23 protein-coding genes are annotated in these 25830 nt (G+C 61.0%); 9 read left to right on the plus strand and 14 right to left on the minus strand.

Translation table 11 applies throughout. The features are described 5' to 3' along the window. The first annotated feature begins 138 nt into the window (after positions 1–138). The 4 genes from AOG28_RS15870 (at position 139) to AOG28_RS18345 (ending at position 5364) form a co-directional block, all read left to right on the plus strand. Positions 139–1746: a BCCT family transporter gene (locus tag AOG28_RS15870; RefSeq protein ID WP_054557121.1), complete on the plus strand. Its 1608-nt coding sequence runs from the start codon at positions 139–141 to the stop codon at positions 1744–1746. 710 nt (positions 1747–2456) lie between these two features. Next, on the plus strand, positions 2457–3995 hold the full coding sequence (locus tag AOG28_RS15875) for a catalase (RefSeq protein ID WP_162490621.1): 1539 nt from the start codon (positions 2457–2459) through the stop codon (positions 3993–3995). A 193-nt stretch (positions 3996–4188) separates the two neighbouring features. Then, positions 4189–4779: an ankyrin repeat domain-containing protein gene (locus tag AOG28_RS15880; RefSeq protein ID WP_054557122.1), complete on the plus strand. Its 591-nt coding sequence runs from the start codon at positions 4189–4191 to the stop codon at positions 4777–4779. An 18-nt stretch (positions 4780–4797) separates the two neighbouring features. Next, entirely contained in the window at positions 4798–5364 is a 567-nt protein-coding gene (locus tag AOG28_RS18345) for a hypothetical protein (protein WP_152965460.1), read from the plus strand. Positions 5365–5693: 329 nt separating this feature from the next. Here AOG28_RS18345 and AOG28_RS15890 read toward each other — a convergent pair whose 3' ends face one another. The 4 genes from AOG28_RS15890 to AOG28_RS15900 form a co-directional block, all read right to left on the minus strand. Next, on the minus strand, positions 5694–6389 hold the full coding sequence (locus tag AOG28_RS15890) for a fibrobacter succinogenes major paralogous domain-containing protein (protein ID WP_152965461.1): 696 nt from the start codon (positions 6387–6389) through the stop codon (positions 5694–5696). 50 nt (positions 6390–6439) lie between these two features. Continuing rightward, complete coding sequence (locus AOG28_RS18760) at positions 6440–7000, minus strand: hypothetical protein (RefSeq protein ID WP_235507058.1); 561 nt, start codon at positions 6998–7000, stop codon at positions 6440–6442. A gap of 66 nt (positions 7001–7066) precedes the next feature. Then, positions 7067–7390, minus strand: a complete 324-nt coding sequence (locus AOG28_RS18765; RefSeq protein ID WP_235507059.1) for an SDR family NAD(P)-dependent oxidoreductase — start codon at positions 7388–7390, stop codon at positions 7067–7069. Positions 7391–7811: 421 nt separating this feature from the next. After that, positions 7812–8486 carry an HAD family hydrolase gene (locus AOG28_RS15900; RefSeq protein ID WP_054557124.1) on the minus strand — a complete coding sequence of 225 codons (675 nt, stop codon included), beginning with the start codon at positions 8484–8486 and terminating at the stop codon, positions 7812–7814. A gap of 276 nt (positions 8487–8762) precedes the next feature. On the opposite strand from AOG28_RS15900, the gene AOG28_RS15905 reads away from it, so the two are divergent. Both AOG28_RS15905 and AOG28_RS15910 read left to right on the plus strand, forming a co-directional pair. Next, positions 8763–9209: a MarR family winged helix-turn-helix transcriptional regulator gene (locus AOG28_RS15905; protein WP_200906817.1), complete on the plus strand. Its 447-nt coding sequence runs from the start codon at positions 8763–8765 to the stop codon at positions 9207–9209. After that, positions 9202–9951, plus strand: coding sequence for a siderophore-interacting protein (locus tag AOG28_RS15910; protein ID WP_054557125.1), 750 nt, complete (start codon positions 9202–9204; stop codon positions 9949–9951). Before AOG28_RS15905 ends, AOG28_RS15910 begins: the two co-directional genes overlap by 8 nt. Before the next feature lie 115 nt (positions 9952–10066). On the opposite strand, the gene AOG28_RS15915 is transcribed toward AOG28_RS15910, so the two are convergent. Next, complete coding sequence (locus AOG28_RS15915) at positions 10067–12022, minus strand: TonB-dependent receptor domain-containing protein (protein ID WP_152965462.1); 1956 nt, start codon at positions 12020–12022, stop codon at positions 10067–10069. A gap of 323 nt (positions 12023–12345) precedes the next feature. Between AOG28_RS15915 and AOG28_RS15920 the strand changes: the two genes are divergently transcribed. Beyond that, the gene (locus tag AOG28_RS15920; protein WP_054557127.1) at positions 12346–12780 is read left to right on the plus strand and encodes a MarR family winged helix-turn-helix transcriptional regulator; all 435 of its coding nucleotides are present in this window, start codon (positions 12346–12348) and stop codon (positions 12778–12780) included. Between the two features lie 81 nt (positions 12781–12861). Further along, positions 12862–14115, plus strand: coding sequence for an FAD-dependent oxidoreductase (locus AOG28_RS15925; RefSeq protein ID WP_054557128.1), 1254 nt, complete (start codon positions 12862–12864; stop codon positions 14113–14115). Positions 14116–14265: 150 nt separating this feature from the next. On the opposite strand, the gene AOG28_RS15930 is transcribed toward AOG28_RS15925, so the two are convergent. From AOG28_RS15930 to AOG28_RS15950, 5 genes are all read right to left on the minus strand, one after another. Continuing rightward, a complete protein-coding gene (locus AOG28_RS15930) occupies positions 14266–14856 on the minus strand; it encodes a hypothetical protein (RefSeq protein ID WP_054557129.1) in 591 nt (196 codons plus the stop codon). Positions 14857–15193: 337 nt separating this feature from the next. Further along, positions 15194–16756, minus strand: coding sequence for a tripartite tricarboxylate transporter permease (locus AOG28_RS15935; RefSeq protein ID WP_054557130.1), 1563 nt, complete (start codon positions 16754–16756; stop codon positions 15194–15196). Positions 16757–16759: 3 nt separating this feature from the next. Then, complete coding sequence (locus AOG28_RS15940; RefSeq protein ID WP_054557131.1) at positions 16760–17314, minus strand: tripartite tricarboxylate transporter TctB family protein; 555 nt, start codon at positions 17312–17314, stop codon at positions 16760–16762. Positions 17315–17427: 113 nt separating this feature from the next. Next, the gene (locus tag AOG28_RS15945) at positions 17428–18534 is read right to left on the minus strand and encodes a Bug family tripartite tricarboxylate transporter substrate binding protein (RefSeq protein ID WP_235507060.1); all 1107 of its coding nucleotides are present in this window, start codon (positions 18532–18534) and stop codon (positions 17428–17430) included. Positions 18535–18663: 129 nt separating this feature from the next. Then, a complete protein-coding gene (locus tag AOG28_RS15950) occupies positions 18664–19410 on the minus strand; it encodes a ribonuclease activity regulator RraA (protein WP_054557132.1) in 747 nt (248 codons plus the stop codon). Between the two features lie 504 nt (positions 19411–19914). Here AOG28_RS15950 and uxuA point away from each other — a divergent pair. Beyond that, entirely contained in the window at positions 19915–21090 is a 1176-nt protein-coding gene (uxuA, locus tag AOG28_RS15955) for a mannonate dehydratase (RefSeq protein ID WP_054557133.1), read from the plus strand. Between the two features lie 280 nt (positions 21091–21370). Here uxuA and AOG28_RS15960 read toward each other — a convergent pair whose 3' ends face one another. The 4 genes from AOG28_RS15960 to AOG28_RS15975 form a co-directional block, all read right to left on the minus strand. Continuing rightward, positions 21371–22240 (minus strand): DUF4437 domain-containing protein, encoded by an 870-nt coding sequence (locus AOG28_RS15960; protein ID WP_054557134.1) that lies wholly within the window; start codon positions 22238–22240, stop codon positions 21371–21373. Positions 22241–22655: 415 nt separating this feature from the next. Then, the gene (locus AOG28_RS15965) at positions 22656–23963 is read right to left on the minus strand and encodes a TRAP transporter large permease (RefSeq protein ID WP_054557135.1); all 1308 of its coding nucleotides are present in this window, start codon (positions 23961–23963) and stop codon (positions 22656–22658) included. Continuing rightward, the gene (locus AOG28_RS15970; protein WP_054557136.1) at positions 23960–24577 is read right to left on the minus strand and encodes a TRAP transporter small permease; all 618 of its coding nucleotides are present in this window, start codon (positions 24575–24577) and stop codon (positions 23960–23962) included. The genes AOG28_RS15965 and AOG28_RS15970 overlap by 4 nt, the downstream gene beginning before the upstream one ends. Positions 24578–24695: 118 nt before the next feature. Then, positions 24696–25790, minus strand: a complete 1095-nt coding sequence (locus tag AOG28_RS15975) for a TRAP transporter substrate-binding protein (protein WP_082388904.1) — start codon at positions 25788–25790, stop codon at positions 24696–24698. Between the last annotated feature and the right edge of the window lie 40 nt (positions 25791–25830).

Genomic DNA, 25830 nt, shown 5'->3' on the forward strand with positions numbered 1-25830 from the left:
AGTATAATGCGCGTGGAATAAAAAAATGTATAATACCGCGCTCTTTTCATTATGAAAAATTATTGAATACAGCGAACTGCCCGAGCAAGAGCGACGTCTCGCCCCTCTTGCTCGGGCTTTCTCACTAAGGTGGTAGTCGTGCAAGAAGCAGTTCCCCCCGCCAGTGATGGCGATCATCTGGACCCCCGTGTCTTCATCCCCGCCGTATTGGTCATCCTGGCCTTCATCGGCCCGGTCATCCTGTTCCCGGATGCCAGCACCGCGCTGATCAATGCCGCTTTCTCCTTCGCCACCGGCAAGTTCGGCTGGCTGTATCTGGTGGCCGGCCTGAGCGTCGTCGGATTCCTCATCTGGCTGGCCTTCAGCCGCTACGGCAACGTCCGACTGGGCGGGGCAGAGGACACGCCCGATTTCTCCTACTTCAGCTGGGTGGCGATGATCTTCACCTGCGGGATGGGGATTGCGATCGTCAACTGGGCGTGGGTCGAGCCGATCTACTACTACACCTCGCCGGCCTATCACGTGGCGGCCAAGAGCCGTGAAGCCGCGGAATGGGCGCTGGCCTTCGGTCAGTTCCATTGGGGGCTGACGCCGTGGGCCTTCTATTGCCTGCCGGGCCTGCCGATCGCCTACTCCATGTACGTCAAGAAGCGTGATGGCGTGCGTCTGTCCGTCGCCTCTCGCGGCGTGCTGGGCCGTCATGCGGATGGCGCCTGGGGCGTGCTGCTGGATTCCATCGTCGTGTTCGGGATCGTCGGCGGCGTCGGCACCTCGCTGGGGCTGGCGGTCCCGCTGGTATCACAGCTGGTCAGCGGTATCCTGGGCATGGAAGCCAACTTCGGGCTGGAAGTCGCGGTACTGTGCATCTGGACGGCGATGTTCTCCGCCAGTGTCTGGTTCGGCCTGGCCAAGGGCATCAAGATTCTCTCCGACGTCAACGTGATCCTGGCGATCTTCCTGCTGGCCTTCACCTTTATCGTCGGTGACTCGCAGTTCATGGTCGAAGGCTTCGTCAACAGCCTCGGCAAGACCCTGGGCAACTTCATCCCGATGAGCCTGTGGACCGACCCGGCGGGGGATTCCACCTTCTGGAAGGACTGGACTGTCTTCTACTGGGCCTGGTGGATCGCCTACGCGCCGATGGTGGGTCTGTTCGTGGCGCGTATCTCGCGCGGCCGTACCATTCGTGAGCTGATCATCGCGGAGCTGGTGTTCGGCTCGCTGGGGACCTGGGTGTTCTTCGCGGTGTGGGGCGGTTACGCGCTGGACCTGCAGATCAGCGGCGCGCTGGACATCAAGGCGCTGCTGGACAGCGGCGGTATCCCGCTGGCGGTGGAAGGCATTCTGCAGACCCTGCCGTATGCCAAGCTGGTCACGGTGGCCTTTATCCTGCTGTGCTTCATCTTCCTGGCGACCACGCTGGACAGCTCGGCCTACGTGCTGGCCTCGGTGACCTCACGCAAGTTGTCCGGGTATCAGGAGCCCAAGCGCTCGTTCCGCTTGATCTGGGCCTTCCTGATCGCGGCCGTCGGGGTTGCGCTGATCCAGCTGGGTGGCCTGCAGACGGTGCAGACCTCGACCATCGTGGTGGCGCTGCCGATGATTCCGGTGATGCTGATTCTGGCGCTCTCGATGCTGCGCTGGCTCAAGAATGACTTCCCCAAGGAAGAGCTGAATCCGGTACTGGTCATCGATGACATGCCGGCCTTCCAGCGCAAGCCGAAGAAGACGAATCGCCAGGCGTAACCGCGCCATGCGCTGAAAGATACGTCGCAAGACCTAACGACAAGGGCCCCTCAACATGAGGGGCCCTTGTCGTTTCTGGCGTATGGACACGCCTGACAGGGAGCAGGTTTGGCCTGGCTCAGGCATACCATGCCCGGCCCTTCGCTCGGCCATGTCTCTCGGCCATGTCTCTCGGTCCTTTCCCTTGGTCATTTCAGGCAGGGCCGATCAAGTCCTATAGCGCTTGGCGAGAGGTGCTAAACAGTAGGCTCTCAGCAACAGGCGGACGGCAGCGGACGACAAGGAAAAAAGGGGGAGTGGGCTGACGGTGGGCCTTGATTCGTGTGTATTCGAGGTGGGCGACGGCCAGCATCGAGTATCTTGAGCCGCGCGGATTGGATGACAGGACGCAACAATCATGGTCTGAACGTCTGGCCCTCAGGCATTGGGTTGGCGGTCTCTCGCTGGGCGATTGATGACGGTGAAGTTTGCATCTGGCCTGAAAACCGCAGCAGCACGACACCTGTATGCATGAACATGCAGCAAGCCGTGGCCGTCGTGCCGGACGCCACCTCGGGTTCCTCGCTGGCGGGATGAATCAACTGGTGCTTATATTGCAACACGTTAGGTTTTCACTATCCCATGGTTAGTTATTATTTATTTTTGCTATGGGAACTTCTCGCCAATACTCCTCGCCCCGTTACTCCCTGATTTAACGAGGAATTTGCGAGATGCTGAACGTACGTTTTCCCATGAAGACCCTGACGGCCGTGATGGCGCTGGGCCTTTCTGCCAGCAGTCTGGCGCAGCAGGAAGTGATGACTCGCTCCAATGGTGCGCCGGTCGGCAACAACCAGAACTCCCTGACCGCCGGCCCGAACGGCCCGACACTCCTGCAGGACCACCACCTGCTGGAGAAGCTGGCGCACTTCGAACGCGAGCGCATTCCGGAGCGTGTCGTCCACGCTCGCGGTACCGGTGCCTACGGTGAGTTCCGTGCCACCGCGGACCTGACCGATCTGACCGTCGCGGCACCTTTCCAGGACAAGGGCCAGGTGACGCCTGTCTTCGTGCGCTTCTCCAGCGTGATCAACAGCAAGGGCTCGCCGGAGACCCTGCGCGACCCGCGTGGCTTCGCCGTCAAGTTCTACACCGAACAGGGCAACTGGGACATCGTGGGCATCAACTTCCCGGTGTTCTTCATCCGCGATGCGATGAAGTTCCCGGACATGATCCATGCGCTGAAGCCGGACCCGCGTACCAACCTGCAGGACCCGAATCGCTACTTCGATTTCTTCAGCCACATCCCCGAAAGCACCAACATGCTGACCTACCTCTACTCGCCGCTGGGGATTCCGACCAGCCTGCGTGAGATGGATGGTTCTGGCGTGCATGCCTTCAAGTTCGTCAATGCCGAAGGCGACTGGAAGTACGTGAAGTTCACCTGGAAGTCGCGTCAGGGCAACCACGGCATGACGCCGCAAGAAGCCGCCAAGGTGCAGTCCACTGACTTCAACCATCTGACCGATGACCTCTACACCCATCTGGATGCCGGCGATGACCCGGTCTGGGATCTCTATATCCAGACTCTGGATCCCAGCCAGCTGAACAGCTTCGATTTCAATCCGCTCGATACCACCAAGATGTGGCCGGAAGACCTGATTCCTGCCCGCAAGGTCGGTGAGCTGACGCTGAATCGTACGCCGGACAACTTCTTCCAGGAAACCGAGCAGGCGGCCATGTCGCCGGCCAACCTGGTGCCGGGTGTCGAGCCCTCCGAAGACCGCATGCTGCAGGGGCGTCTGTTCGCCTACGCCGATGCCCAGCGTTATCGCCTGGGAGCCAACTTCATGCAGCTGCCGGTGAATGCGCCCAAGAATGAGGTGCACAACAACCATCAGGACGGCGCGGGTTACTCCAAGCCGCGTTCCGGCTCCATCAACTATCAGCCGAGCCGCAACGCCGACTCGCTGGTGGATGACAGCCAGTACGAGTACAAGCGCTACACCCTGAATGGCACCACTCAGCAGCAGCCGATCGACAAGCAGCAGAACTTCGCTCAGGCCGGTGAGCTGTATCGCTCCTTCTCCGAGCAGGATCAGGACGCTCTGATCCAGGCGCTGGGGTCTGACCTGGGCAAGGTCAAGAACGAGGAGATCCGCGAGATCATGGTCAGCCACTTCTACCAGGCCGACCACGAATACGGTGAGCGTCTGGCCAAGGTGGCAGATGTCGACATGGATGACGTGGAAGAGCTGATCGAGGACTGAGACATCTGAGGCAGCGGCTGAAAGCAAAGCGTATGAAGAAAAGCGTGATGCGATCGTGATCAACCGCTGCCTGGAAGTCCCGGAACTGATTGACCCGGCAGGGGAGCTTGCGCTCCTCTGCCGGCCGCAACACGAGCGCAACATGTGCGCCAGACGAGCGCAACACGAGCGAAAGACGAGAGAGGAGCGCAAGATGCAAACGATGCGAGCCACAGTCCCCATCGGGCAGCAACACGGCCTGGGCAGAAGATGGCTGGCGGTGTTGGCCAGTCTGCTGATGATGGTGATGGCGGGGCAGGCTGTCGCGGCTGGCGACATCGATATCTTTGACGCCGCACGCGATGGCGACAATGCCGCGATCCGTGAATATGTTCAGCAGGGCGGTGATCTCTCGGTCACCAATTCCCGCAGCTATACCCCTTTCATTCTCGCGGCCTACTACGGGCATACCGACACCCTGGCGCTACTGAAGTCCGCCGGTGCTGACGCCTGTGCACTCGATGAGAAGGGCAGCAATGCCTTCATGGGCGTGGCGTTTCGCGGCTTTGACGAGACAGCCAGATGGCTGATCGCCAATACCGACTGTGATGTGAATCATCGCAATTACAGTGGCCAGACGGCGCTGATGATGGCGTCTCTGTTCGGCAATGAAGACATCATCAAACTGTTGCTGCAGGCAGGTGCGGACCCCTCGATCCAGGATGCGCGTGGCAATACTGCGCAGTCATTGGCGGCGGCCCAGGGCCTGTCACGTATCGTGACATTGGTGAAGTTCAATATGTGAGGTCAGGCGTGGCCAAGGGTGGCCAGTGAAGCCTGTTCAGGGAATCTATCGGCTGACAACGCGCTTGGCTCACAGGCCCTTGGCTCACAGGCCCTTGGCGCCACCAACCTGACGTTCTATCGATTTCACGTTCTATCGATTTTACGTTCCATCAATCTTGAGCTTTATCAACCTGACGTTCCGCAAATCGCAAGTTTTGCAGTTCTGACCAACCCAACGCAAAAGACGAGAAGTGACATCATGAAAGCCATGAAAGTACTGTGTGTGACAGCTGCGCTGTGTGCTGCGAGCAATGCGGCATTTGCCGACAATGGCGAAAGCGACACCCGTGTCCGTGAGGCATTGAGCGAGAGCCGTATCATGGGGCAGGCGCAGCCGGCCGAGCGCAGCACGCAAATCTATGTGGAAAGCGGCATGAGCGTGGCGGCAGGCAGAGTGCAGCATGCCTTGAGTGAAGAAGGCAGTCGCGGACATGCTCGCAAGTGGGCCATTGAAGACAAGAATCACGCGACGGATTTCGTGAATGATGCCGGCAAGAGTGTCCCCGCCACCCGCATCGAACATGCCTTGAGCGAGAGCGCCTGACAGCCGATATCACCTCCGGGATGGAGTGTGCGTGACATCATGGTCGAGTCTTTCTGAGCGCTAGCTGCCAGCCAGCAATGAACAGCACGACACAATAACGTGAAGCCCGCCATTTGCGGAAAGACGCTGGACCATGACGATGTCATCTTGCTCCCGGAACCGGCAGGAACCCTTCAGCAAGGATTCTTTTTGAACCACGCTTTCAATCGCTGACGTCAGAATGTCTTCAATCGGCGTGATTCAGCGGATCAGAGTCCTTGCTCAAGCGCTCCTCGCGCCTATATCACTACCGACTGTGCCCCTCCAATTCCCCCAGTGTTGTGCCCTGATCAGTCCTTTACGCATCTCACCGAGAACATGCCATCCTTGCCAAGTGTCGCTCGGCGGATCTCGCCCTTGTGCGGATTCCACCAGGAGTAGGCCAGAGTTCTGGCCAACGCTTTGGTCGGCGTCGCCTCACTGCGGGTCCAGAATTCGGCGTAGGCGCCCTGGGTGAGATACCAGCCCTTCCACTTCACGCCCGCCGGTCTGGCAGAAAAGCCGGTGAGATTGATGCGCGCCTGATCGAAGGACGTCAACAGGGAGTCGGGCTGAGCCGCCTTGAGCGTGATGGCGATATCGTTATCGCCACGCCAGCCAGTCGAGTCAATATCCTTTTCTGCAATCCCGATGGCGCGTTCCAGCGCTTTCCAGTCCTCATCCGAGGCGACTCTCCAGCCCTCCGGGCAAAGATTGCGTGCATCACTGACATCGTGCCAGTCATACAGACGGCCATATGACAACAGGTTGTCAGGGTCATCCTCGGGGATGAATGCCGTCCGGATGGGCGAGCCATCCTGATAGCGAGTCGTTCTGAGGTTGTCGGCAAGCCAGGTCTGAGCGCCAATCTCCACGCTGCGATAGGTATTGCCTTCACTGTCCTGAATCGAGGTCTCCGGCTGGATGATCTCGTCATAAAGGCGGTTGGCAAACGACATGTTCGGAATCATCATCAGAAGACCTGTCACTACCAGTGATACATTCATGGGATTCACCTCCCTGACGATGGGCGAGAAGGTCGGTGGTCGGCTCAAGGTCAAATTGGCCAGCTCAACTGCGTTGCCTTCTCCGAGACTTGCCATAGCCGGGTCATGACGCTCTTCTCCAGAACGAATGCCCCCAATTCACACTCGCCCACCGGCCCTCCGAAATTCATCAGCCCCGTCGGGCCATGGTAGGCCCGCTGCCTGAGGGTCTCCTCGGTGGCGCACATGACTTCCGGGTAAGCGCCTTTCTCGGCCGTCTGCGCCAAGCCAGTCTTCACTATCACTGCCCAGCTGAGTCGAGTCGCCAGATTGGCGTTGTCACGAATCAGTGAGGTATTGGACGCGCCCGGATGGCAGACAAAGACGTTTACCTGGCGACCTGCCGCCTCAATCCTGTCCTGCAATTCATAGGCGAACATCATCTGCGCCAGTTTGCTGTGGCTATAGACCTTGTTCGGGTGATAGTTGTGCTCCCAGTTCATGTCATCGAACTGGATAGTTTTCAGGCCCATCTTGTGGTCTTCACTGGAGACCACGACGATCCGCCCGTTGGAGGCATCGATACGCTCGAACAGCAGCCCGCACAGCAGGAAATGCCCGTAGTGATTCACGCCCAGCTGACTTTCGAAACCGTCGACGGTGAGTTGCTGTCGGGAAACCTGAGCGATGGCGCCATTTCAGATGAGGGCATCGATCTGCGGGACCTTCTCCAGCACTTCCGCGGCCGCGCTGCGTACGCAGGCCAGTTCCGCCAGGTCCATGCGTATATGACTGACATTCGCCGCGGGGCCAAACTCTTCTTGCAGCGCCGCGATGGCCGCCTCTGATCTGGTCGGGTTGCGATTCAACATCACGACGTCGGCACCCTTGCTCAGCAATATGCGCGTCGCCTGAAAGCCCGCGCCGCTGTTGGCGCCGGTGATGAGATAGGTCTTGCCGACGAGCGAGCCGATTCTGTCCGGGGTCCAGCCCTTGGGGCCAAATGGGGTGTTGCGAGTCATGGTCAAGATCCTGATGGCAGGTGTGCGGCGGTTGCGCTCGGGATACGTCAGGGGCGCGCACGACAGCTGCGTCTGGCTTTGCGTACGGTCATGTCCTGCGAGCCTTGCGTGTCTGGTGCGTGTTTGCTGTAGAGACACTATAAGTATCGAGAATGGCGATATATAGGCGCTATAGTCGCTAAAACTTGCCTATTCGTATCGGCAGGAGAGGGAGGCTTGCGGCATTCGCGAACGGGAGTGCTAGTGGCTGCGACAGAGTGAGTCACACCACGAGCAGCCTGTCTTGTGCACCAGGCATGAAAAATCCCGCCTCAGGGGCGGGATTCTCGCTGCGGGATTCTCGTTGCGGGATGTCATGAGACGTGGTTTCACGAGCCGGGGGGGCATGGTGTGGGAATTGAGGGAGAAGGCGCGACGACGTCTAGTACTGCGCAGCGAGCTTCTGGGAAATCTGCGCCACCAGCCTCGGCAGTTCGCGCGCGTGGTGCATGCGCAGTGCGCCACGCGGCGTTTCATGGCCGTCGTCGTGATGGGCGAAGTGGATGACCTGCATACCGGCATCCAGCCCTGCCTGTACCCCGACGATGGCATCATCGATCACCACGCAATGTGATGGCGAAAAGCCCATCTGCTCGGCCGCGAGCCGATAGATGCGCGGGTCCGGCTTCCACACGCCCAGGGTATAGGCACTGTAGATATGGCCATCGAAGAAGCGCGCCAGGCGTGTCGTATCGAGCGCCAGACGCACCTTGCGCTCAGGCCCGTTGGACACCACGCCACAGGGGTAGCCTTCAAGCTCCATCAAGGCGGCTGACATGCCGGGCATCGCCGTCAGGCGAGCCTTCATCAACTCTTCCAGCAGGGCGCGCATCTCGCCTTCCATGCGCCGTGTGGGCGCTTCTTCCAGAACGCCATGGGCTGCCTCCAGCGTGCGCACGATGCTCATGAAGCGCATGCCGCGAAACTCGTTCATGTAGCGGTCGCTGGTAAACGGCAGACCATAGCGGGGCAGGGTGCTGGACATGGCCTCGGCGAGGAGGATTTCGCTATCAACCAGGGTGCCATCGGAATCAAACAGCAGGCAGAGTTCAGCCATCGATGCCTCTCGTGGGCGTCAGGAATGTGTGGCCTTCGACCTTAGCAGGTTCCCGCTCGCTGTCACCATGTCACGCAGCAAGAGTTGCCGAAAGCGCGCCTGGCAGTGGAGAGAAGCGTGATAGGCATATGAGATTTTTGGCATTAAGATGAGAATGCTTCTCGATCATATTTTTGTTGACAGTATCAACCATCTGCCAATATAGTTGACCTATACCAACCATATGGTGAGTGACACATGAGTCAGGCATCACTCAATGATGTGCTGCATCAGCTGATGCATGTCTATCGCAGGCAGCTTCGTCTGGGCATCCAGCGCTACCAGCTTGATCTGCCTGTCACGCACATTCGGGTGCTGAAGGGCATTGGCCGTACCTCCGAGTGCACGGCGCACAAGATCGTGCAGCATCTGGGGCAGGACAAGGCGCGCGTGACGCGGGTGCTCAATGAATTGATGACGGCGGGATTGATCATCAAGACGGAAAATCCGCAGGACCGTCGCAGCCTCTTTCTCGCCCCTACCGAGGCGGGCCACGACATGCTCAAAGAGATTGAAGCCCTGGAAGATGAGACCGCTCGGCGGATGGCGGGAGACCTCAGCGATGAGGAGGTCGCCACCTTCCTGAAAACGGCATCTGCCATGATCCACAATACAAGCGAGTGTGAAGCACGCGATGCTGAACAACTTGAAGGCGTTTGCCAGAGGAGTGCGCAAGATGGGTAAGCCCGCAATGCGAGAGCTTGAAGTGATTCGTTCCACCCCGGTGACGGAGCATATGCTGCGCGTCACCCTGGGCGGGGAGAATATCGGCTCCATCCCCGAGGGGCAGGAGAGCGCCTATATCAAACTGGTGTTTTCGCGCGGGGAAGGCGAGCGCCCGATGATGCGCACCTATACCATTCGTCATCAGCGTGCGACCGAGATCGATGTCGACTTCGCGCTGCACGACCACGCCGGCCCGGCATCTGCCTGGGCCGTCAGCGCCCAGCCGGGGGACCGCATCACCATCGGCGGCCCGGGGCCAAAGAAGCTGATCAACATGGAGGCCGACTGGTTCCTGCTGGCGGGTGACATGACGGCCTTGCCGGCGATCAGCGTCAATCTGGCCGAGCTGCCGGCAGACGCGCGCGGCCACGCCGTCATCGAGGTGACCAGCGAAGCCGATATCCAGACGCTTGAGCATCCGGCCGGCATCGAGCTGCACTGGGTCATCAATGCGCAACCGGACCCGAGCGGCCAGCCGCTGCTGGACAAGATCGCCTCCTTGCCGAGCCTGGAGGGGCAGGTGTCTGTCTGGGCGGCCTGTGAATTCGGCAGCATGCGAGCGCTGCGTGCTCACCTCAAGCAGGTGCATGAGATCCCCAAGTCCCACTTCTATGTCTCCAGCTACTGGAAGATCGGCCAGTCAGAAGACGGTCACAAGCTGGCCAAGCAGCAGGACGCCGAGGCGGAAGGGGCGAACTGAAGCCTGAGCCAGTAACGCCACCCAGCTCCAAAGAGGAAAATGCCCCACAGGCCTGGCCTGCGGGGCATTTTTTCGTCAGCTGTTCGTGAAGTCAGGGACTGGGTCAGGGGCTGGGTCAGAAGCTGTAGCTGGCACCCAGGCGGATGTCACGGCCCGGCTCGAGCATGCTGTCACCGCTGCTGAGCAGGTAGCTGCTGTGGTCGCTGTAGCGCTTGTCGAACACGTTGTTGACCGCCAGTGTCAGGGTCAGGTCCTGATATGAGGCCGGGGTCCACTGGGCGCGGATGTCGTGCGTCACGTAGCCCGGCTTTTCTTCGTCGCCTTCTGCCACACGTTCCAGACGTTCTACCGCATTGAGGGTGTAGCCCAGGGTGACGTTGTGGTTTGGCAGGTGGTACTGATGATCCCAGGTCCACTTGTCGCCGGTGGAGGCGCCGATGTTCATCTCGTCACCCAGCGGGTCGCCGTCGTTGTTCTTCATCACCACCTTGGCATAGCCCAGACGCGTGTCGTAGCCGCCCACGCCCCAGTTCAGGCTGGCTTCATAGCCACGGCTCTCGACTTCGCCCTCCAGGTTGTAGAGCACCGCCGGATCACTGCCGCGATCATAGGCCTGATAGTTCTCGATATCGGTATGGAAGCCGGTCAGCGCGAAGCCGAGGCGATCTCCCGCCATCAGGGCGTCGCGCTGATGCCAATCCAGACCGATCTCGCGCTGGCGAGCGCGTTCCGGCTCAAGTCCTTCCGCGATGGTGACATCATCGCCGATCAAGATCACTTCACGTGCCTTGGCACCGCGAATGGCCTCGCCGTAGCCCGCATGCAGGGTGAGGTGGTCAGTGGCATCGACACTCAGAATCGCGTTGGGGGAGACCTCGCTGCCACTGACGCTGCCCGCCTCGCCGTAATCACTGTCGTAATCATCCAGACGCGCGCCAACGGACAGGGCCCACGGGCCCAGCGTCATGCGGTTCTGGGCGTAGACTCCCAGGTTGCGTGAGGTGTCTTCGTTGTTGGGGCCGGCGCTGCCGGCGTCGTCGGAGCGACGAGTGTCCTGATCATGGAAGTCCACGCCAGTGGTCAGCGCATGTGCCAGGTCACCTGTCTTGAGGCGCAAGGTGTTGCGGACATCCGCGCCGAATTCTCGGGAGCGGCTGGTGCTGCCGGCCTCGACACGATCCAGTTCCTGGGTGGTGTGATAGAGGGTGGTTCTGGTGTCGATCAGGTCATTGCCCGGGTGCCAGGCATGATTGACGGTGAAGGTCTCGCGCTCCATTTCCTGATAGGTCGGCTGCTGACTGCTGAAGCTCGGCATGTGCGGACGCGTGAAATAGGTGCCGTGATCGGTGGTGCGCTCGGCGCTGATGCGCAGGTCCTGATCATTGACGTCCAGCAGTGACATCTTGAGCAGATAGCCGCGCTGCTGGCCTGCGGTCTGTTCCTGCTCACCGCCACCGCCAACTTCATAGTCATCGCTGTTGCGGCCGCTGACATATCCCATCAGACCGAGATTCTCCCCCAGACGACCATAGAACGCCGTGGTGCCGGAGGTGGCGTCCGCCGCACTTTCGGTGCCGACGGAGACGCGCGCACCCAGGTCCTGACCGGGCTTGAGCAGGTCCTGCGCATCCTTGGTCTCGAAGCGGAGACTGCCGCCAAGTGCGCCCGGGCCATCATCGGCGGTCGCGGGGCCTTTATCGACTTCCGCCTGCTTGAGCAGGGCCGGGTCAATGGTCAATCGACCGGTATGGTGGAAGAGGTAGCCGCCCTGACGCGCGCCATCGATGGTGACGTTCAGGTTGGTGTCTTCCAGGCCGCGTACATAGACTTTCTGGCCGATGGCGATGCCACCGCCGACACTGACGCCCGGTTCGGCGCGGAACAGGTCTTCCAGGTCGCGTGCCTGACGCTGATCGATCTCTTCAGCGCTGATCACGACATTCTGTTCGAGACGGTCTTCGCTGATGACGAGGGTGGACATGTCGTCAGCCGAGGCGTGCCCCGAGAGGCTCAGGGTCAACGCACTGGCGGAGAGGACGGCTGCGGTAAGCGGATGGAGGCGGAGGTGCACGTGATATCCCTTGCTTTGAATAGTTATATGTTGCGGCTGCCAATGCTAATCGTTCTCAATAATGAATTGCAAGATTCTTGCACAATTTCTGCCTGCAAGGTCTGCTGGCGTCGTGTCGGGGAGAAAGACCGCGATTGAGTTGCTCGCGCAAGGCATCGCCACGCGCAAGCCGAAAGGGTTGCTGGGTAAGGGGTGCTGGATAAGGGTTGCTGGATAAGGATTGTTGAATAAGGGCTGCCGGATATCGGTGCGCTCTTTATCGTGCTCGGTTATCGTGGCAAGCCACGCCCCCTTTTTTGACCCCCGTCACGTGAGGCACCAGAGTGGATCAAGCAGAAGCACTGTACGAAGCCGTCAATCAGCTCATTCGTGTCCATCAGTTTCGCGACAGGGAAAGCATCTGCCACCACAACGTCTCCGTCGCTCAATGCTATGCGCTGGAGACGCTGGTCAAGCGCGGTCCGCTGAGACTGCAGGCGCTGGCGGACGAGATGTATCTCGACAAGAGCACGACAAGCCGGGTCGCCGACTCGCTGATCCGCAAGCACTATGTGCGCAAGATCGAGGACCCCAACGACCGGCGTGCCGTTGAGCTCTCGCTGACCCCCGAGGGCAGGGCGCTTTACCAGCAGATTCACGCCGAGCTGGTCGCGGAAGAGGCCTCAATGATCGAAGGCCTGTCGCCGGAGGTCGTGGAGGGCGCTGTGGCGCTGCTCAACAAGCTGACACTTGCCGCGCGGCAGCGCCTGGGTGACTGATTGAGCGCCTGGCAGTAGACATTGGCGTGGAGGGATACTAGGTTTGTTGTCACTGACAACATATTGCTGCGAGAGACTGCCATGAGTCGTGATATCACAAGCCTGCCGGTGGCCATCATCGGCGCCGGGCCGATAGGGCTGAGCGCCGCCGTCCATCTGCTGGAGGCAGGGTTCGAGCCGATTCTCTTCGAGTCGGGCGCACACGCAGGCGCCAACCTGGCCAGCTGGGGGCATGTGCGCATGTTCTCGCCCTGGTCATGGAATATCGACGCTTTAGCGGCCGAGTTGCTGCAGAAACAGGGTTGGCAGGCCCCGAACGCCGCTGCCTATCCCACCGGGGCCGAGTTTCTCGACCGCTATGTCGCACCGCTCGCCGCGCACCCGTCGATCAGCTCGCGGCTGCATGTCGATAGCCGCGTCACCCATGTCAGTCGTCAACAGCATGATGTGCTGCGCAGTGGCGGTCGCGATGGGGCGCCCTTCGTGCTGCGCGTCGAGGGGCCTGACGGCCCGCGCGATGTGCTGGCCCGCGCGGTGATCGATGCCACCGGCACCTACCAGACCCCCAACTGGATCGGGGCGCACGGCATTCCCGCCATTGGTGAGCAAGTGGCGGCCGAAGTCATTGCCTATGGCGTGCCGGACATCCGCGGCACACAAGCGGCTGAGTATGCCGGCAAGTCGGTACTCGTGATCGGCAGCGGCCACTCGGCGCTGAATGCGTTGCAGGACCTGATCGCGCTGGCAGACCGTGAAGAGGGGATGCGAATCGTCTGGGGTGTTCGCTCCGCCAATATCGAGGAGGTCATCCGCCCGGCGCCCAATGATGAGCTGGAGGAACGCAAGGCGCTCGAACTGCGTATCAAGGCACTGCTTGAGGAAGGCCGGATCGAGGTAGTGACCGAGCTTGCCGTCGAGGCGATCGAACACCAAGCGGGGCGCTGGGTAGTACAGAGTGGCGAACACCGGCTGCCAGCGGTGGATCGCATCATCGCGGCCACCGGCTTCCGCCCGTCTCTGGGGCTGCTGTCTGAATTGCGTGTCTCGCTGGACCCCGCGACGCAGAGCCCTATCAAGCTTGCGCCGCTGATCGACCCCAACCAGCACAGCTGTGGGTCGGTGCCGGAACACGGCGCGGCCGAACTGCTGCATGCCGAGCCAGGCTTGTTCATCCTCGGCATCAAGAGTTATGGCAGAGCGCCGACCTTCCTGATGCGCACCGGCTATCAGCAGATCAGATCCGTGGTGGCCGCGCTGGCAGACCCCGCCTCCATTCGCCCGGCGCCTACATGCAATGCCCCAGCTACCCGCAACGCCTGCTCTGCCCCTGCCTGATCGTCGAGCGCAGACTTGGAAGTGTGATGTGTGGGCAGTAGTGGTGATCGAGGGCTGATACCGCGATACCTGAAACGCCCCACCTACTGCTGCGGTAGTGGGTGGGGCGTTTCGTATTTCAAGGCTTATAAGCGATCATCGTGGGGTTCGTTACAGCCCGAATAGGCGGAAAGCTTTCTGGCGAAGTTGTTCGCGGTGATAATCGTTGATCAATGGAAGGTCGTAGCAGGTCACGCCTTCAATATAGACGCCCGTCACCTTCTTGTTATGGTTGTGGGCAGAGAGCGTGATGCGTTGTGCGCAATCTGGCGCCAGTCGTGGGATTAGACTGGACTCACTTACCATGTCTTCGAATCGCCCCTGAGCAAACTTGTATTGCACTCTCTGGTTACCCACGAACTGGTAGCCATCCGTGTCTGTCCATTCGAGATAACGCGCTGAGTGCCCGAGTGACCCTGCAATCACCATCATCAGAGCAGTATTGTCATCATCGGTATTCCAGGCGACAGCTTCTCTTCTGACATGTGCATTGCCCTCCGTTGATGCACTGGCGAACCCTTCACGAGAATCAGAACTGTCCTGTCCTACCAGCTTGAAGCCCTCGGGTTGATTGACCCGCTCGATGGGGTAACCCGGTGAAAGAAAAGCGTGCTGTGTCTTGTCATAACTGGGAGGTGTGGACTGCAAGGCTGCACAACCAGAGAGCAGGCAGAGGGCGGCGAGGCTGGCAAAGGACTTCATGTGACGTTCCCTGTCGTTTCCATTGACTCCGATCAACTTCAGCACTGCTGGCTCTTGAATGCAGCTATCCGAGCCTGTCAGAGGCATGATGGCCAGCGTTGCGAAGCCTCACGGAAGTGGATTCTCGCATTATTGATATATATCAACTGCGAGTATTAGATTTTTGATTACGAATATAAAGTGCCTACATTGTGAGGTATTGGCAAGTAACACTTTTGGCACATCTGGGTGCGGCTAATGAATACGAAAAAGCCCGATACCTTTCGGTGTCGGGCCAACTAATCATCGAGATAGGGTCTGGTCAGGGCTCGAGCGGTGATTGCAATCTATGACGTTGTTACTTTCCAACCTGTCCCTTCAAGGGCTGGCTCTGCGTTTTCGGCTCCGCCTGCTTCAGCTGCACCGGTTTGCGAATGCCGAGGAAGTAGACGAAGACCACCGTCAACACGACGAAGAACAGACTGTCCGGCGTGGTGATGAAGGTCATGGGGTTGCCGTTGGAGAGCGTCAGCGCGCGGCGCAGGAACTCTTCCAGATTCGGGCCGAGAATGAAGCCGAGCAGCAGCGTGATCACCGGGTAATCATGCTTGCGCATCAGGTAGGCGACGATGCCCAGCACCAGCGTCATCATCATCTGGAACACGGAGTAGGTGGCCACGAAGCTGCCGACGACGGCCAGCAATGCGATGGCGCCGTAGAGCACGTCCTTGCGGATGGTGACGATGCGCAAGAAGTAGGGGCCCATCAGATAGAGCGTCAGGGGAATCAGGATCAGGGCGCTGAACAGCAGCGAGGCCAGCATCGGCGCGATCAGTCCGGATTGTGACGCCATCAGTTGCGGCCCCGGCTGGATGCCGTTGATCACCAGTACGCCCAGCACGATGGCCGTGACCGGATCGCCCGGAATCCCGAAGGTCAGCATCGGCACCAGAGCGCCACCACAGACGGCATTGTTGGCACTTTCGGCGGCGGCGATGCCCTGGGGATTGCCCTTTCCGAAGCTCTCGGGCTTCTTTGAGGTGCGCACGGTTTCCACGTAGGCGAGAAAACCACCCATCGAACCGCCTGCGCCGGGCAGGGTGCCGACCATGTAGCCGATCAGCGTCGACTTCAGATAGCAGCCGATGCCGATCTCGCGAATGGCGCTCAGCGGCGGAATGAAATCACGACGCTTGAGCTGTTGGCTGGCCTTGAGCTGCTGGCGGATGGCGGCGTCCTTCTTGCGATTGCCGACCTGGATCAGCAGCTCGCTGATGGCGAAGGTGCCGATGATGACCGGCATCAGGTCGATCCCGGCAGTCAGCTCACTGATGCCGAAGGTGAAACGCGCCAGTGGTTGCATGGCGTCCAACCCGATCGTCGCCAGCATCAGCCCCAGGCAGGCGGTGATGCCGGCCTTGCGGATGTTGCCGCGCTGGGCGACCACGATCACGATCAGCGCGAAGGCGATCAGTGCGCACTTGCCGGTGGTCTTGACCAGCAGTGAGGCCTCGGCGATGAACGGTGCCAGCACGATCAACAGCAATGCGCCGAGGCTACCGCCGACCATCGAACCGAAGGAGGCATGACCCAGTGCCAGGGCACCTTCGCCACGCTGTTGCATGGGATAGCCTTCCAGTGCCGTCATCATCGAGGAGGGGGCACCGGGGATGTTGATGGTGGTGGCGGTGATGCTGCCGCCACACATGCCGGCCATGTAGATGCTGGCACACGCCATCAGGGCGGTAGTCACGTCTAGGCTATAGGTCAGCGGCAACAGCAGGGCGAGCGCCAGGGTGGCGGTCAGACCCGGGATGGCCGAGAAGATGGTGCCGATCACGAAGCCGGCGACCACGTAGAACAGGATCACGGGGTCCAGCAGCAGGGCGAAGCTCGAGAATACCTGGGCGATGAATTCCATGGGTCAGCTCCCGTTGCCCAGGCCGAGCGCTGACAGATCCAGCGCAGGGAGGTGGACGTTGAACAGTTGCTCGAAGAGCCCATAGCCCAGCGCGGAAATGGCGCAGGCGATCACTGCCTTGCTGATCCACTTGTCGCGCCCCGCGAACAGCAGCATCACGGCGAAGACATACAGCGCTGACGACAGCAGGTAACCCAGATGCGAGAACGCCAGGATATAGAGCGCGGTCACCAGCATCAGGCGCAGCGCCGGCGAGAAGAGAGGCGAGCTTGCGTCGCTGTCCGCGCTGCAGGTGTCATCGTCGGCGGACGCGCTGCTGCGGGAGCCACGGTTCGCCCGGTGTTGGCTCACCAGCTGCGCCACGCAGAGCACGAGCGCGATGCTGCCGATCAGGGCGGGGAAGAAGGAGGCCGTCAGGCGGCCATTTTCCAATGGCGGCGCCATCTGGAAGGCACTGATCAGATAGAGGGCGCTGATGGCGGTCATGGCCAGCGTCAGCGGTGTCGCCCCGCTGAGCAGCCAATGACGCCGAACGGGAGGAGAGGCGGAAGGAGACATGACAGAATTCCCTGGCGGCGCCCGTGGCCGGGCGCCGCTTGGCGATGGAAGTGAAGGAGGACGGGTAGACGTGTGATTGCAGCGGCACTCAGAGGTGCCGCGTGCCAGCGCGTCTACAGGCCGAGTTCATCCATGGCAGTGAAGGTCTTCTGTTGATAGTCCTCGATCCAGGCGTTGACCTCATCGGCCCCCAGCCAGCTGGGCGTGACGCCGACTCCCATGATCCACTTCTGGAATTCTGGTGTCTCGTAGGCGCTGTGGTAGGCGCTTTCCAGGGTGCTGACCACATCCTCCGGGGTGCCCTTGGGCACGGCCAGCACGATGAAGCTGCCGGTCTCGAGACTGCCGCCCAGCTCGCTCATCGGCGGCACTTCCGGGTAGGCCGGATTCTGCTCGGAGGAGAACTCGACGAGGCCGTGGGCGTCGCCGGAATCCAGAATGCCGGAGAAGTCCCCCAGGCTCGAGATGGCGCCGTCGATCTCACCGGAGAGCAGAGCCTCGGCTTCGGCGGTGGAAGAGCCCGGGTAGGTGATGACATTGAATTCGACACCCGCTGCGGCTTCCAGGCGGCGCACCGCCAGATAAGGGCCAGATCCCTGCGGAGCTACGCCGATCCTCACGGTGCCGGGGTTTGCGCGTGCGGCTTCGATCAGTTGCTCATAATTCTCGTACCCGGACTGCCTGGAGACCACGATGGCATCCGCTTCCTTGGTGATGCGGGCGAAGGGGATCATCCGGTCCAGCGAATAGCCGGGCACCAGGTTGCCGCGGGGCAGGGTGATGATGCTGTCGTAGGTCAGTACGCCGACGGTATGGCCGTCCGGACGCGCCTTGCTGAGCTGCATCAGGCCGGTGGCGGTGATGGCGCCGCCGATGTTCTCGACGTAGATCGATTTCGGCAGGTCCTGCTCGGCGAGGTTGCTGATCTTGCGGCTGATGGCGTCGGCACCACCACCGGCCGGCCATGGCACGATCAGGCGGATGTCACGCACGGGATAGTCGGCCTGCACGCCGGTGCTGACGAAGGGCGAGGCCGCCACCATGCCGGACAGGGCCAGCGGGGCGAGCAAGGCCAGCAGCGGACGACTGCGGCGCTTGCGGTCTGAGCGGGATTGCTGACTGGCATCAGGGGTGGCGAGAGGGTTGGCGTGCACGTTGGCCTGACGGCTGTTGAGACGGCTATTCAGATGGCTATTGAGATGGCTGTAGAGACGGGTCATGGCATGACTCCAGTGTTGTTATGGTTGTGGTCACTCGAGGCGCATTGAGGCAGGAGGGATGGCGGACGACAGGTCGGCGTGGCCTGTCGTCCGTGGCCGCCGTGGACAAGACGGCGGCTGGCGAGCCGATTACTGCTTGGCGGCCATATAGCGTTCGAATTCTGCGCGTACTTCGTCGGTCGGCGGATACAGACCGATCACCGGCGTGCCGTTGCGTACCTTTTCCAGCACGTAATCCTCGAAATCTTCCATCTGGCTGGCTTCCTCGGCGATCTCGTCGGCCAGTTCCAGCGGTACGACCATGACACCATCGGCATCGCCGACCAGCACATCGCCCGGGAAGACCGGCACACCACCGCAACCGATCGGCACCTGCAGTTCCACTGCATGGTGCTTGGTCAGGTTGGTCGGCGCGCTCGGCTTGGCGCAGAAGATCGGCAGGTTCATCTCGGCGGCCGCACCCGAATCACGAATGCCGGCATCGGAGACGAAGCCCGCGCACTGACGATACTCCAGACGTGTCAGCAGAATGCTGCCGGCGCTGGCGGCCGAGGCGTCCTGGCGGCAGTCAGACACCATCACGTGACCGGCCGGGACGGTTTCCACCGCCAGACGCTGCGGGTGCTTGGGGTCGCGGAAGGCGGCGACGGTATCGATGTCTTCCCGCGCCGGGATGTAACGCAGCGTGAAGGCCTGGCCCACCATCTGGGTGGTCCCGTTGTTCATCTGCACCACGTTCTGGATGAAGGTGTTCCGCAGGCCGCGCTTGAACAGCAGGGTGTGCAGGGAGGCGGTGGAGGCGCGCATCAAACGCTCGCGGGTCACGGAGGAGAGCTCGGCGTAGCTGGCGTGCTCGGTAGAAGTAATGGCAGTCATATGGCGTCCGTCGTCAGTCTATGGGTAAGGAGGCTCGGCTCTCGGCAACGTGCCTGGCCCAAGTGATCAGTCGACACGTGCGTCTGATCTGTTTTCGAGACTCACTATAGGGGGGAAGGGATGACTGATCAAACAAATATTGACAACTTTTGATGAGCAATAAGTCTAGTATCGAGCGTCATGAATCGTGCCTTCAAAGCCAGATATCGACAGGGTATTGACGTCTCGACAGGAAAATCTGTCTAGCATCTCTCGTGATTTTTCGTATTGTTTGTTCTGTATATCACTGTTCTTGTTGCGATTTTTGTCATAATTCTGCGGGTCGCCAGATGAGGGCTTCCGTTGTCTTGATCCGGCGTGATGATCCGTCTGTTTCGCGAGCCGACAGCCAGGTCCGCTTGTGTCGCGCTGCCAGCGACATAGGTCGCATGGCAGCAGCTGATACAAGTTGTCATATTTTGTCGGCAGGTGGCATTTGCCCCCTTTGACCGTCAAGGAGATGACATGGAAGCGACATGGCGCTGGTTCGGTCCCGCGGACCCCATCACGCTCGAGGAAATTCGCCAGACCGGCTCGACAGGTATCGTGACGGCGCTGCATGAGATTCCCAACGGCGAGGTCTGGCCGCTGGAGGCCATTCGTGAGCGCAAGGCGCAGATCGAGGCGGCCGGGCTCAGGTGGTCGGTGGTCGAGAGCATTCCGGTGCATGAGAGCATCAAGCAGGCGGCGCTCGGCAGTGATCGCCATATCGCCAATTATCAGCAGTCGCTGCGCCACCTGGCGGAATGCGGGATCGGCACCGTGTGCTACAACTTCATGCCGGTGCTGGACTGGACGCGCACCGACCTCGCCTGGCAGCTGCCGGAGGGCGGCACGGCGTTGCGTTTTGATCAGGATGCCTTCGCGGCCTTTGATCTCTATCTGCTGCAGCGCCCCGGCGCCGAGCACGAGTACAGCAGCGAAGAGCAGCAGGCCGCGCGCAGGCATCTGGCGTCGCTCGATGATGCCGGGCGTGAGACGTTGATCCGCACCATCATCGCGGGGCTGCCGGGGGCGGAAGAAGGCTACACGCTGGCCCAGTTCCGAGCGGCGCTTGCGGCCTATGATGGTATCGATGCCGCGCGACTGCGCCAGCACCTGGCCACCTTCCTCAAGGCCATCGTGCCGGTGGCGGAAGAGGTCGGCATTCGACTGGCCATTCACCCTGATGATCCGCCGCGGCCGATGTTTGGCCTGCCGCGCGTGGTCTCGAGCATGGTGGATGCCGATTGGCTGCTGGGTGTCGTGCCCAGCCCCGCCAATGGCCTGACGTTCTGCACCGGCTCCTACGGGGCCAATCCGGAGATCGACCTGTGCATCATGGCGCGGCGCTTCGCCCCTCATATCCACTTTGCCCATCTGCGGGCCACTGGGCGTGATAGCGAGGACAAGCGCTCCTTCCATGAGGCTGAACATCTCGAGGGCGACCTGGACATGGTGGACATCATCAGCGTGCTGGTCGCGGAGGAGCGTCGTCGCCTGGTATCGGGTGGCGCGCCCTTGCCGATGCGCCCGGATCACGGCCACCACATTCTGGATGACGCCCGGCGCGAGACCCGCCCGGGGTACCCGCTGTATGGGCGCATGAAGGGGCTGGCGGAAATCCGGGGCCTCGAAATGGCGGTCCAAAGACTGGCCTGACGGCGTCGCCTGATGGCGGGTACGTATATCAACGCAACACAAACACGAACGGCCACCCGCGGTCTTGAGACCGGGGTGGCCGTTCGTGTTTGCTGCAGGTCGCGATGTCTGCTGATTCTGGTCTCAGAGCTCAGAGCTCAGAGCTCAGAGCTCAGAGCCAAGAGTTCAGAGCCAAGAGTTCAGAGCCAAGAGTTCAGAGCCAAGAGTTCAGAGCCAAGAGTTCAGAGCCAAGAGTTCAGAGCCAAGAGTTCAGAACCAAGAGTTCAGACGACCTCAGGTTTCAGTCTTCGACGATGTCGAAATCACCATTGGTGCGCACGTAGAGCAGGGTCTCGCCGTCGGCGCTGGTGGTGATGTCATGGGTGATCTCGCCCTGAGAGCCGAAGTAGCTGCCGGTCGCCAGGCTCTGGCTGTCGTCCTTGCCTTCGGTCTCGTGAGTCAGGTCGCCCTTGATGACCACGGCACGGAATTCGTCGGCGTGGCTTTTGATCTCGCCGGAGAAGTCGGCCGGCAGTTTCACCAGGCGGCCGCTCAGCTGGCCGACGTCCGGGTTGCCCCACAGGAAGGCGGTCTTCGGGCCTTGCTCGGCGTCGTCGTTGCCCGGCAGGTTGATCCAGCGGATGTCATTGGCATCCAGCCACACCATGTTGTTCTCGGCGACATTCAGCGGCTCTTCATCGTTGTGGAAGGCCTCGGATTCCGGCTGTACCAGGTAGGGCCCTTCATTGATCTCGATGTAGGCCATGTTGACCTTGTCTCTGGCCGCGGTGATGTGCGATTCGCCTGCCGGCTGGATCCAGAACGAGCCTGCGGGCAGCCACTGCTCATCGGCGTTCTTGTCATCGTTGTGGACCTCGCCCTGGATGACCACGCCACGGTAGGTGATGTTGTGGATGTGGGGCGGTGAGGAGAAGCCTTCGTTGAACTTCACCAGGAAGCCCGAAGCGCCATCCTTGGTGCGGTCGCCCCACAGGTCGCCGGCCGCCGGGCTCTGGTCACCGCGCAGCGGGTTCAGGTAGCCCCAGTCGATGTCGGACTGCTGGACGACTTCACTGGACGGCGTGAGCGTGGAGTGGTCATCGGCGTGGGCGGTCATGCTGGCGAAGGCGACCGAGAGGCCGAGAAGAGCAAGGGAGAAGGGACGTTTCATGGTGACTGCCTGTCTGGTCATGGGAAGAAGGGGGACAATGCCGATGCGCTGGCAATCGACGCAGTGAATCTTGGAACGGGCAGGCGGCGGGATATAGCGGCAGATGGCGTAAAGACTTTCAATCAAAAAATGATAATCGGCCGTTCATCTTGGGCGTGTTATCGGCGACAGGCCTCAAGGCGATACCATGACCTGTGGCGTGGCGCTCACCTTGAGGTGAGGAGGATTTCTCGACAGATCACGACGTTGGCGCGCTTTTGGCGCGGGTTAGTGCCGTTAGTGCGGACCGGCCCGCTGGGGTGAGGCGGGCATAAATAGGCCGCAAGAGTGAGGCAGGGAGGTGTGCGAGGACGAGAAATTGGTAGTTCCGGACATTCCTCAAACAGTTTTCGGAATGTCCGGATAATGCATCGGGTCAGACGAAGTCAGGGGCGATCAGGCGCGGAATGGTCAGCACGAATTCCGGGAACAGGATCATCAGCAGGATCACGGCCAGCATCACGCCCAGGTACAGCATGGTGGTCGCCATGGCCTTGAGCAGAGGAATGCCGCCTATCTTGGCGGAAATCATCAGGCACAGGCCGTAGGGCGGCGTGATCAGGCCCAGCCCCAGCGCCATCACGCCGATGACACCGAACTGCACGGGGTGCACGCCTGCCGACATCGCCAGCGGATAGAAGATGGGCGCCATGATCGCCATCGCGGGCAGGGCATCCATGAAGGTGCCGATCACCAGCAGCACGATGGTCATCACGATCAACAGCACCGTCGGGTCGGTGATGCTGACGCCCGCCATCAGCTTGGGCGGAATCTGATAGAAGCTGATCAGATAGCCGAAGATGGCCGCGCCCACCAGGCTGAACAGCGACAGCGAGCACAGCCTGACGGTGTCGGTGGAAGCATTGAGCAACTTGGTGAGATCCAGCTCGCGATAGACCACGAAGCCCAGTGCCAGCGCATAGACCACCGCGATCACCGCGGCCTCGGTGGGGGTCACGATGCCCAGGGTGATGCCACCGATGATGACGATCGGAATCCCGGCGGCCAGCAGGCCATCCTTGCCGGAGCTTGCCAGCTCCTTGAGGGTGGCACGCTTGCGCACCGGCACATCATAGCGGCGGACATAGCGGGTATTGAGCAGCAGCTGGGCCACGCCGATCATCACGCCGGGCAGGATACCGCCCAGAAACAGGCCGGCGATCGAGGTATTGGTCAGCGCGCCCCACACGATCATGTTGATCGACGGCGGGATGATGGTGCCCATCACGGAGGAGGCCGCGGTGACCGCGACGGCGAAGCTGACTGGATAGCCTTCGCGTTTCATGGCCGGAATCAGCACCGTGCCTACGCCGGCACTGTCGGCGGTGGAGGAGCCGGACACCCCGGCAAACAGCATGCTGACCAGCACATTGACGTGAGCCAGCGCGCCACGGAAGTGGCCGACCAGGCGCATGCACAGCGTGATCAGACGATCGGTGATCCTGGCGGCATTCATCAGGTTGCCGGCCAGCAGGAACAGCGGTACGGCCAGCAGCACGAAGGAATCCATGCCGTTGTACATGCGCTGGAACATGATCCAGTAGGTCAGACGCGGGTCGAGCAGAATCAGTGTCGTCGCCGTCAGCACCAGCGCCATGGCGATGGGGATGCCGATCACGATCAACACGCCCAGCACGCCGAACAGCAGCCAGGGCATCAGGTAGAGCCAGTCCATCGGCATCATGACAGGGGCCTCCGATCAGTCGCGCCATGCGCATGGCTGGCGATGGCGGGAGACAGAACCGCTGCCGTCTCCTCGGGTATTGCCAGTTCTTCCGCCTCATTGGGCGTATTGAGCGCCTTCTCCATGGCTTGCATGCCGTGCAGCCAGGCATGCAGCAACCGTTGCAGGCTGAACAGCACGATGAAGATGCCGCTGACGGTGAATACCGAGTAGACGTAGATCATCGACAGTCCCGAGGCCATCGCACTGCGGCGCAGACCGGAAAGGGCGAAGTCCTTGCCGTGCACGATGAACAGTACCCCCAGCAACAGGCAGGCGAGATCACGGATCCAGCGCGTGACGAGGTCGGCGCGACTGCCGCGAGGGAAGGCTTCGAGCACGAAGTGATCGGCATGCAGCACCCCGACGGCGGTGCCCAGCATCACCATCCACTGGAAGGCGAAGCGGCTGAATTCCTCGGTCCAGAACAGGCGCGGCAGGAAGGCCAGATTGCGACTTGCGATCTGATAGATGATGAAGACGATGAAGCTTGCCAGCAGCGCCAGCAAGACGAGATAGAGCAGACGTTCGAGCGCCCGGTTCAGGCGCGAAAGCCCTGAGAGCACAGGATGCATGGCACTGTCCTCAAGAAGAGTGCGAGGGGGGAGGAGCTCGACGCAAGTCGGCGAGATCATTCAAGCCAACCTGAAGGCGGGGCAGCCAGACGCTGCAGGGCTGCCCCCCAGGCGTGGCTTACTTGACCGCACGCACCTTGTCGTAGATTTCCTTGAGTCCCATCTCGGCGATCACTTCCTTGAGCGGTTCGGCCACGATTTCCTGCATGCGCTCACGGTCGATCTCATGCAGCTTGGCGCCCTGCTTCTCGAGCTCGGCGAGGGCTGCCGCGTCCTGCTCCAGCTGCACCTTGCGGGCATAGGCCGCCGCGTCATGGGCCGACTCCATCAGGGTCTTCTGCTGCTGCTCATCCAGGTTGTCCCAGGACATCTTGGACATGGTCAGCAGGCGCACGGTGATGTCGTGCTCGGACAGTGCGATGTTGGGGGCGACTTCGTGGAAGCGCATGCGCAGGGTCCATTCCGGCTCGTTGAGCAGCCCGTGGATCGCGCCCAGCTGGATGGCGGTGTAGATCTCCTTCCAGGCCACCACGCTCGGTTCGACCCCGAGTGCCTGCCAGGCGACGATCAGCGGCTTGGTCGGGTTGGTACGCAGCTTGAGGCCCTTGAGGTCATCGAGTGAGGTAACCTCGCGCGAGCTGACGACATGCCGCTTGCCGCCCCCGAAGTAGGCCAGCACCTTCACATCGGTCTCGTTACTGATCTTCTGGGCGATCTCCTGGCCTACATCGCCATCCAGCACCTTCTGCCAGTGATCGACATCGCGATACAGGAAGGGAATCGTGAAGACGTTGGCGGTGGGCGAGAAGTCGGTGATCAGCCCGGGACTTACGATGGACATGTCCAGCGCGCCGGCCATCTGTTGCTCGAACATCTCGGTCTCATGGCCCAGCACCGAGTTGCCCATGATGGTCATGGTGATGTCGCCATCGGTCTTCTCGGCGAGCAGGTCGCGCAGCCGCTCGGCGCCGAGTTGATAGGCGGTATCTTCGGTGCCGGCGTGGCCGAAGCGCAGCTCCATCGCCTGGGCGCTGGCCGAGACACCGAGCGTGGCACCCAGCAGAGTGCCGGTGGTGGCCGCGATGGCCAGGCTCTTGCCTAGTCCTTTGCCCAGCCGGCAGCCCAGACGTGAGCGCTGGGAGGGATAGGTGGAGATAGAGGTGGAGGTGGAGATAGAGCGAGAGGCATTGGTTGGATTGATCCAATTCAGCATGATGGCGTTTTCCTTGGCGTTGTTTGTTGTTGTGCCTTGC

Origin of the sequence: Cobetia sp. UCD-24C (assembly GCF_001306765.1) — a bacterium.
GTDB classification, from domain to species: Bacteria; Pseudomonadota; Gammaproteobacteria; order Pseudomonadales; family Halomonadaceae; genus Cobetia; species Cobetia amphilecti.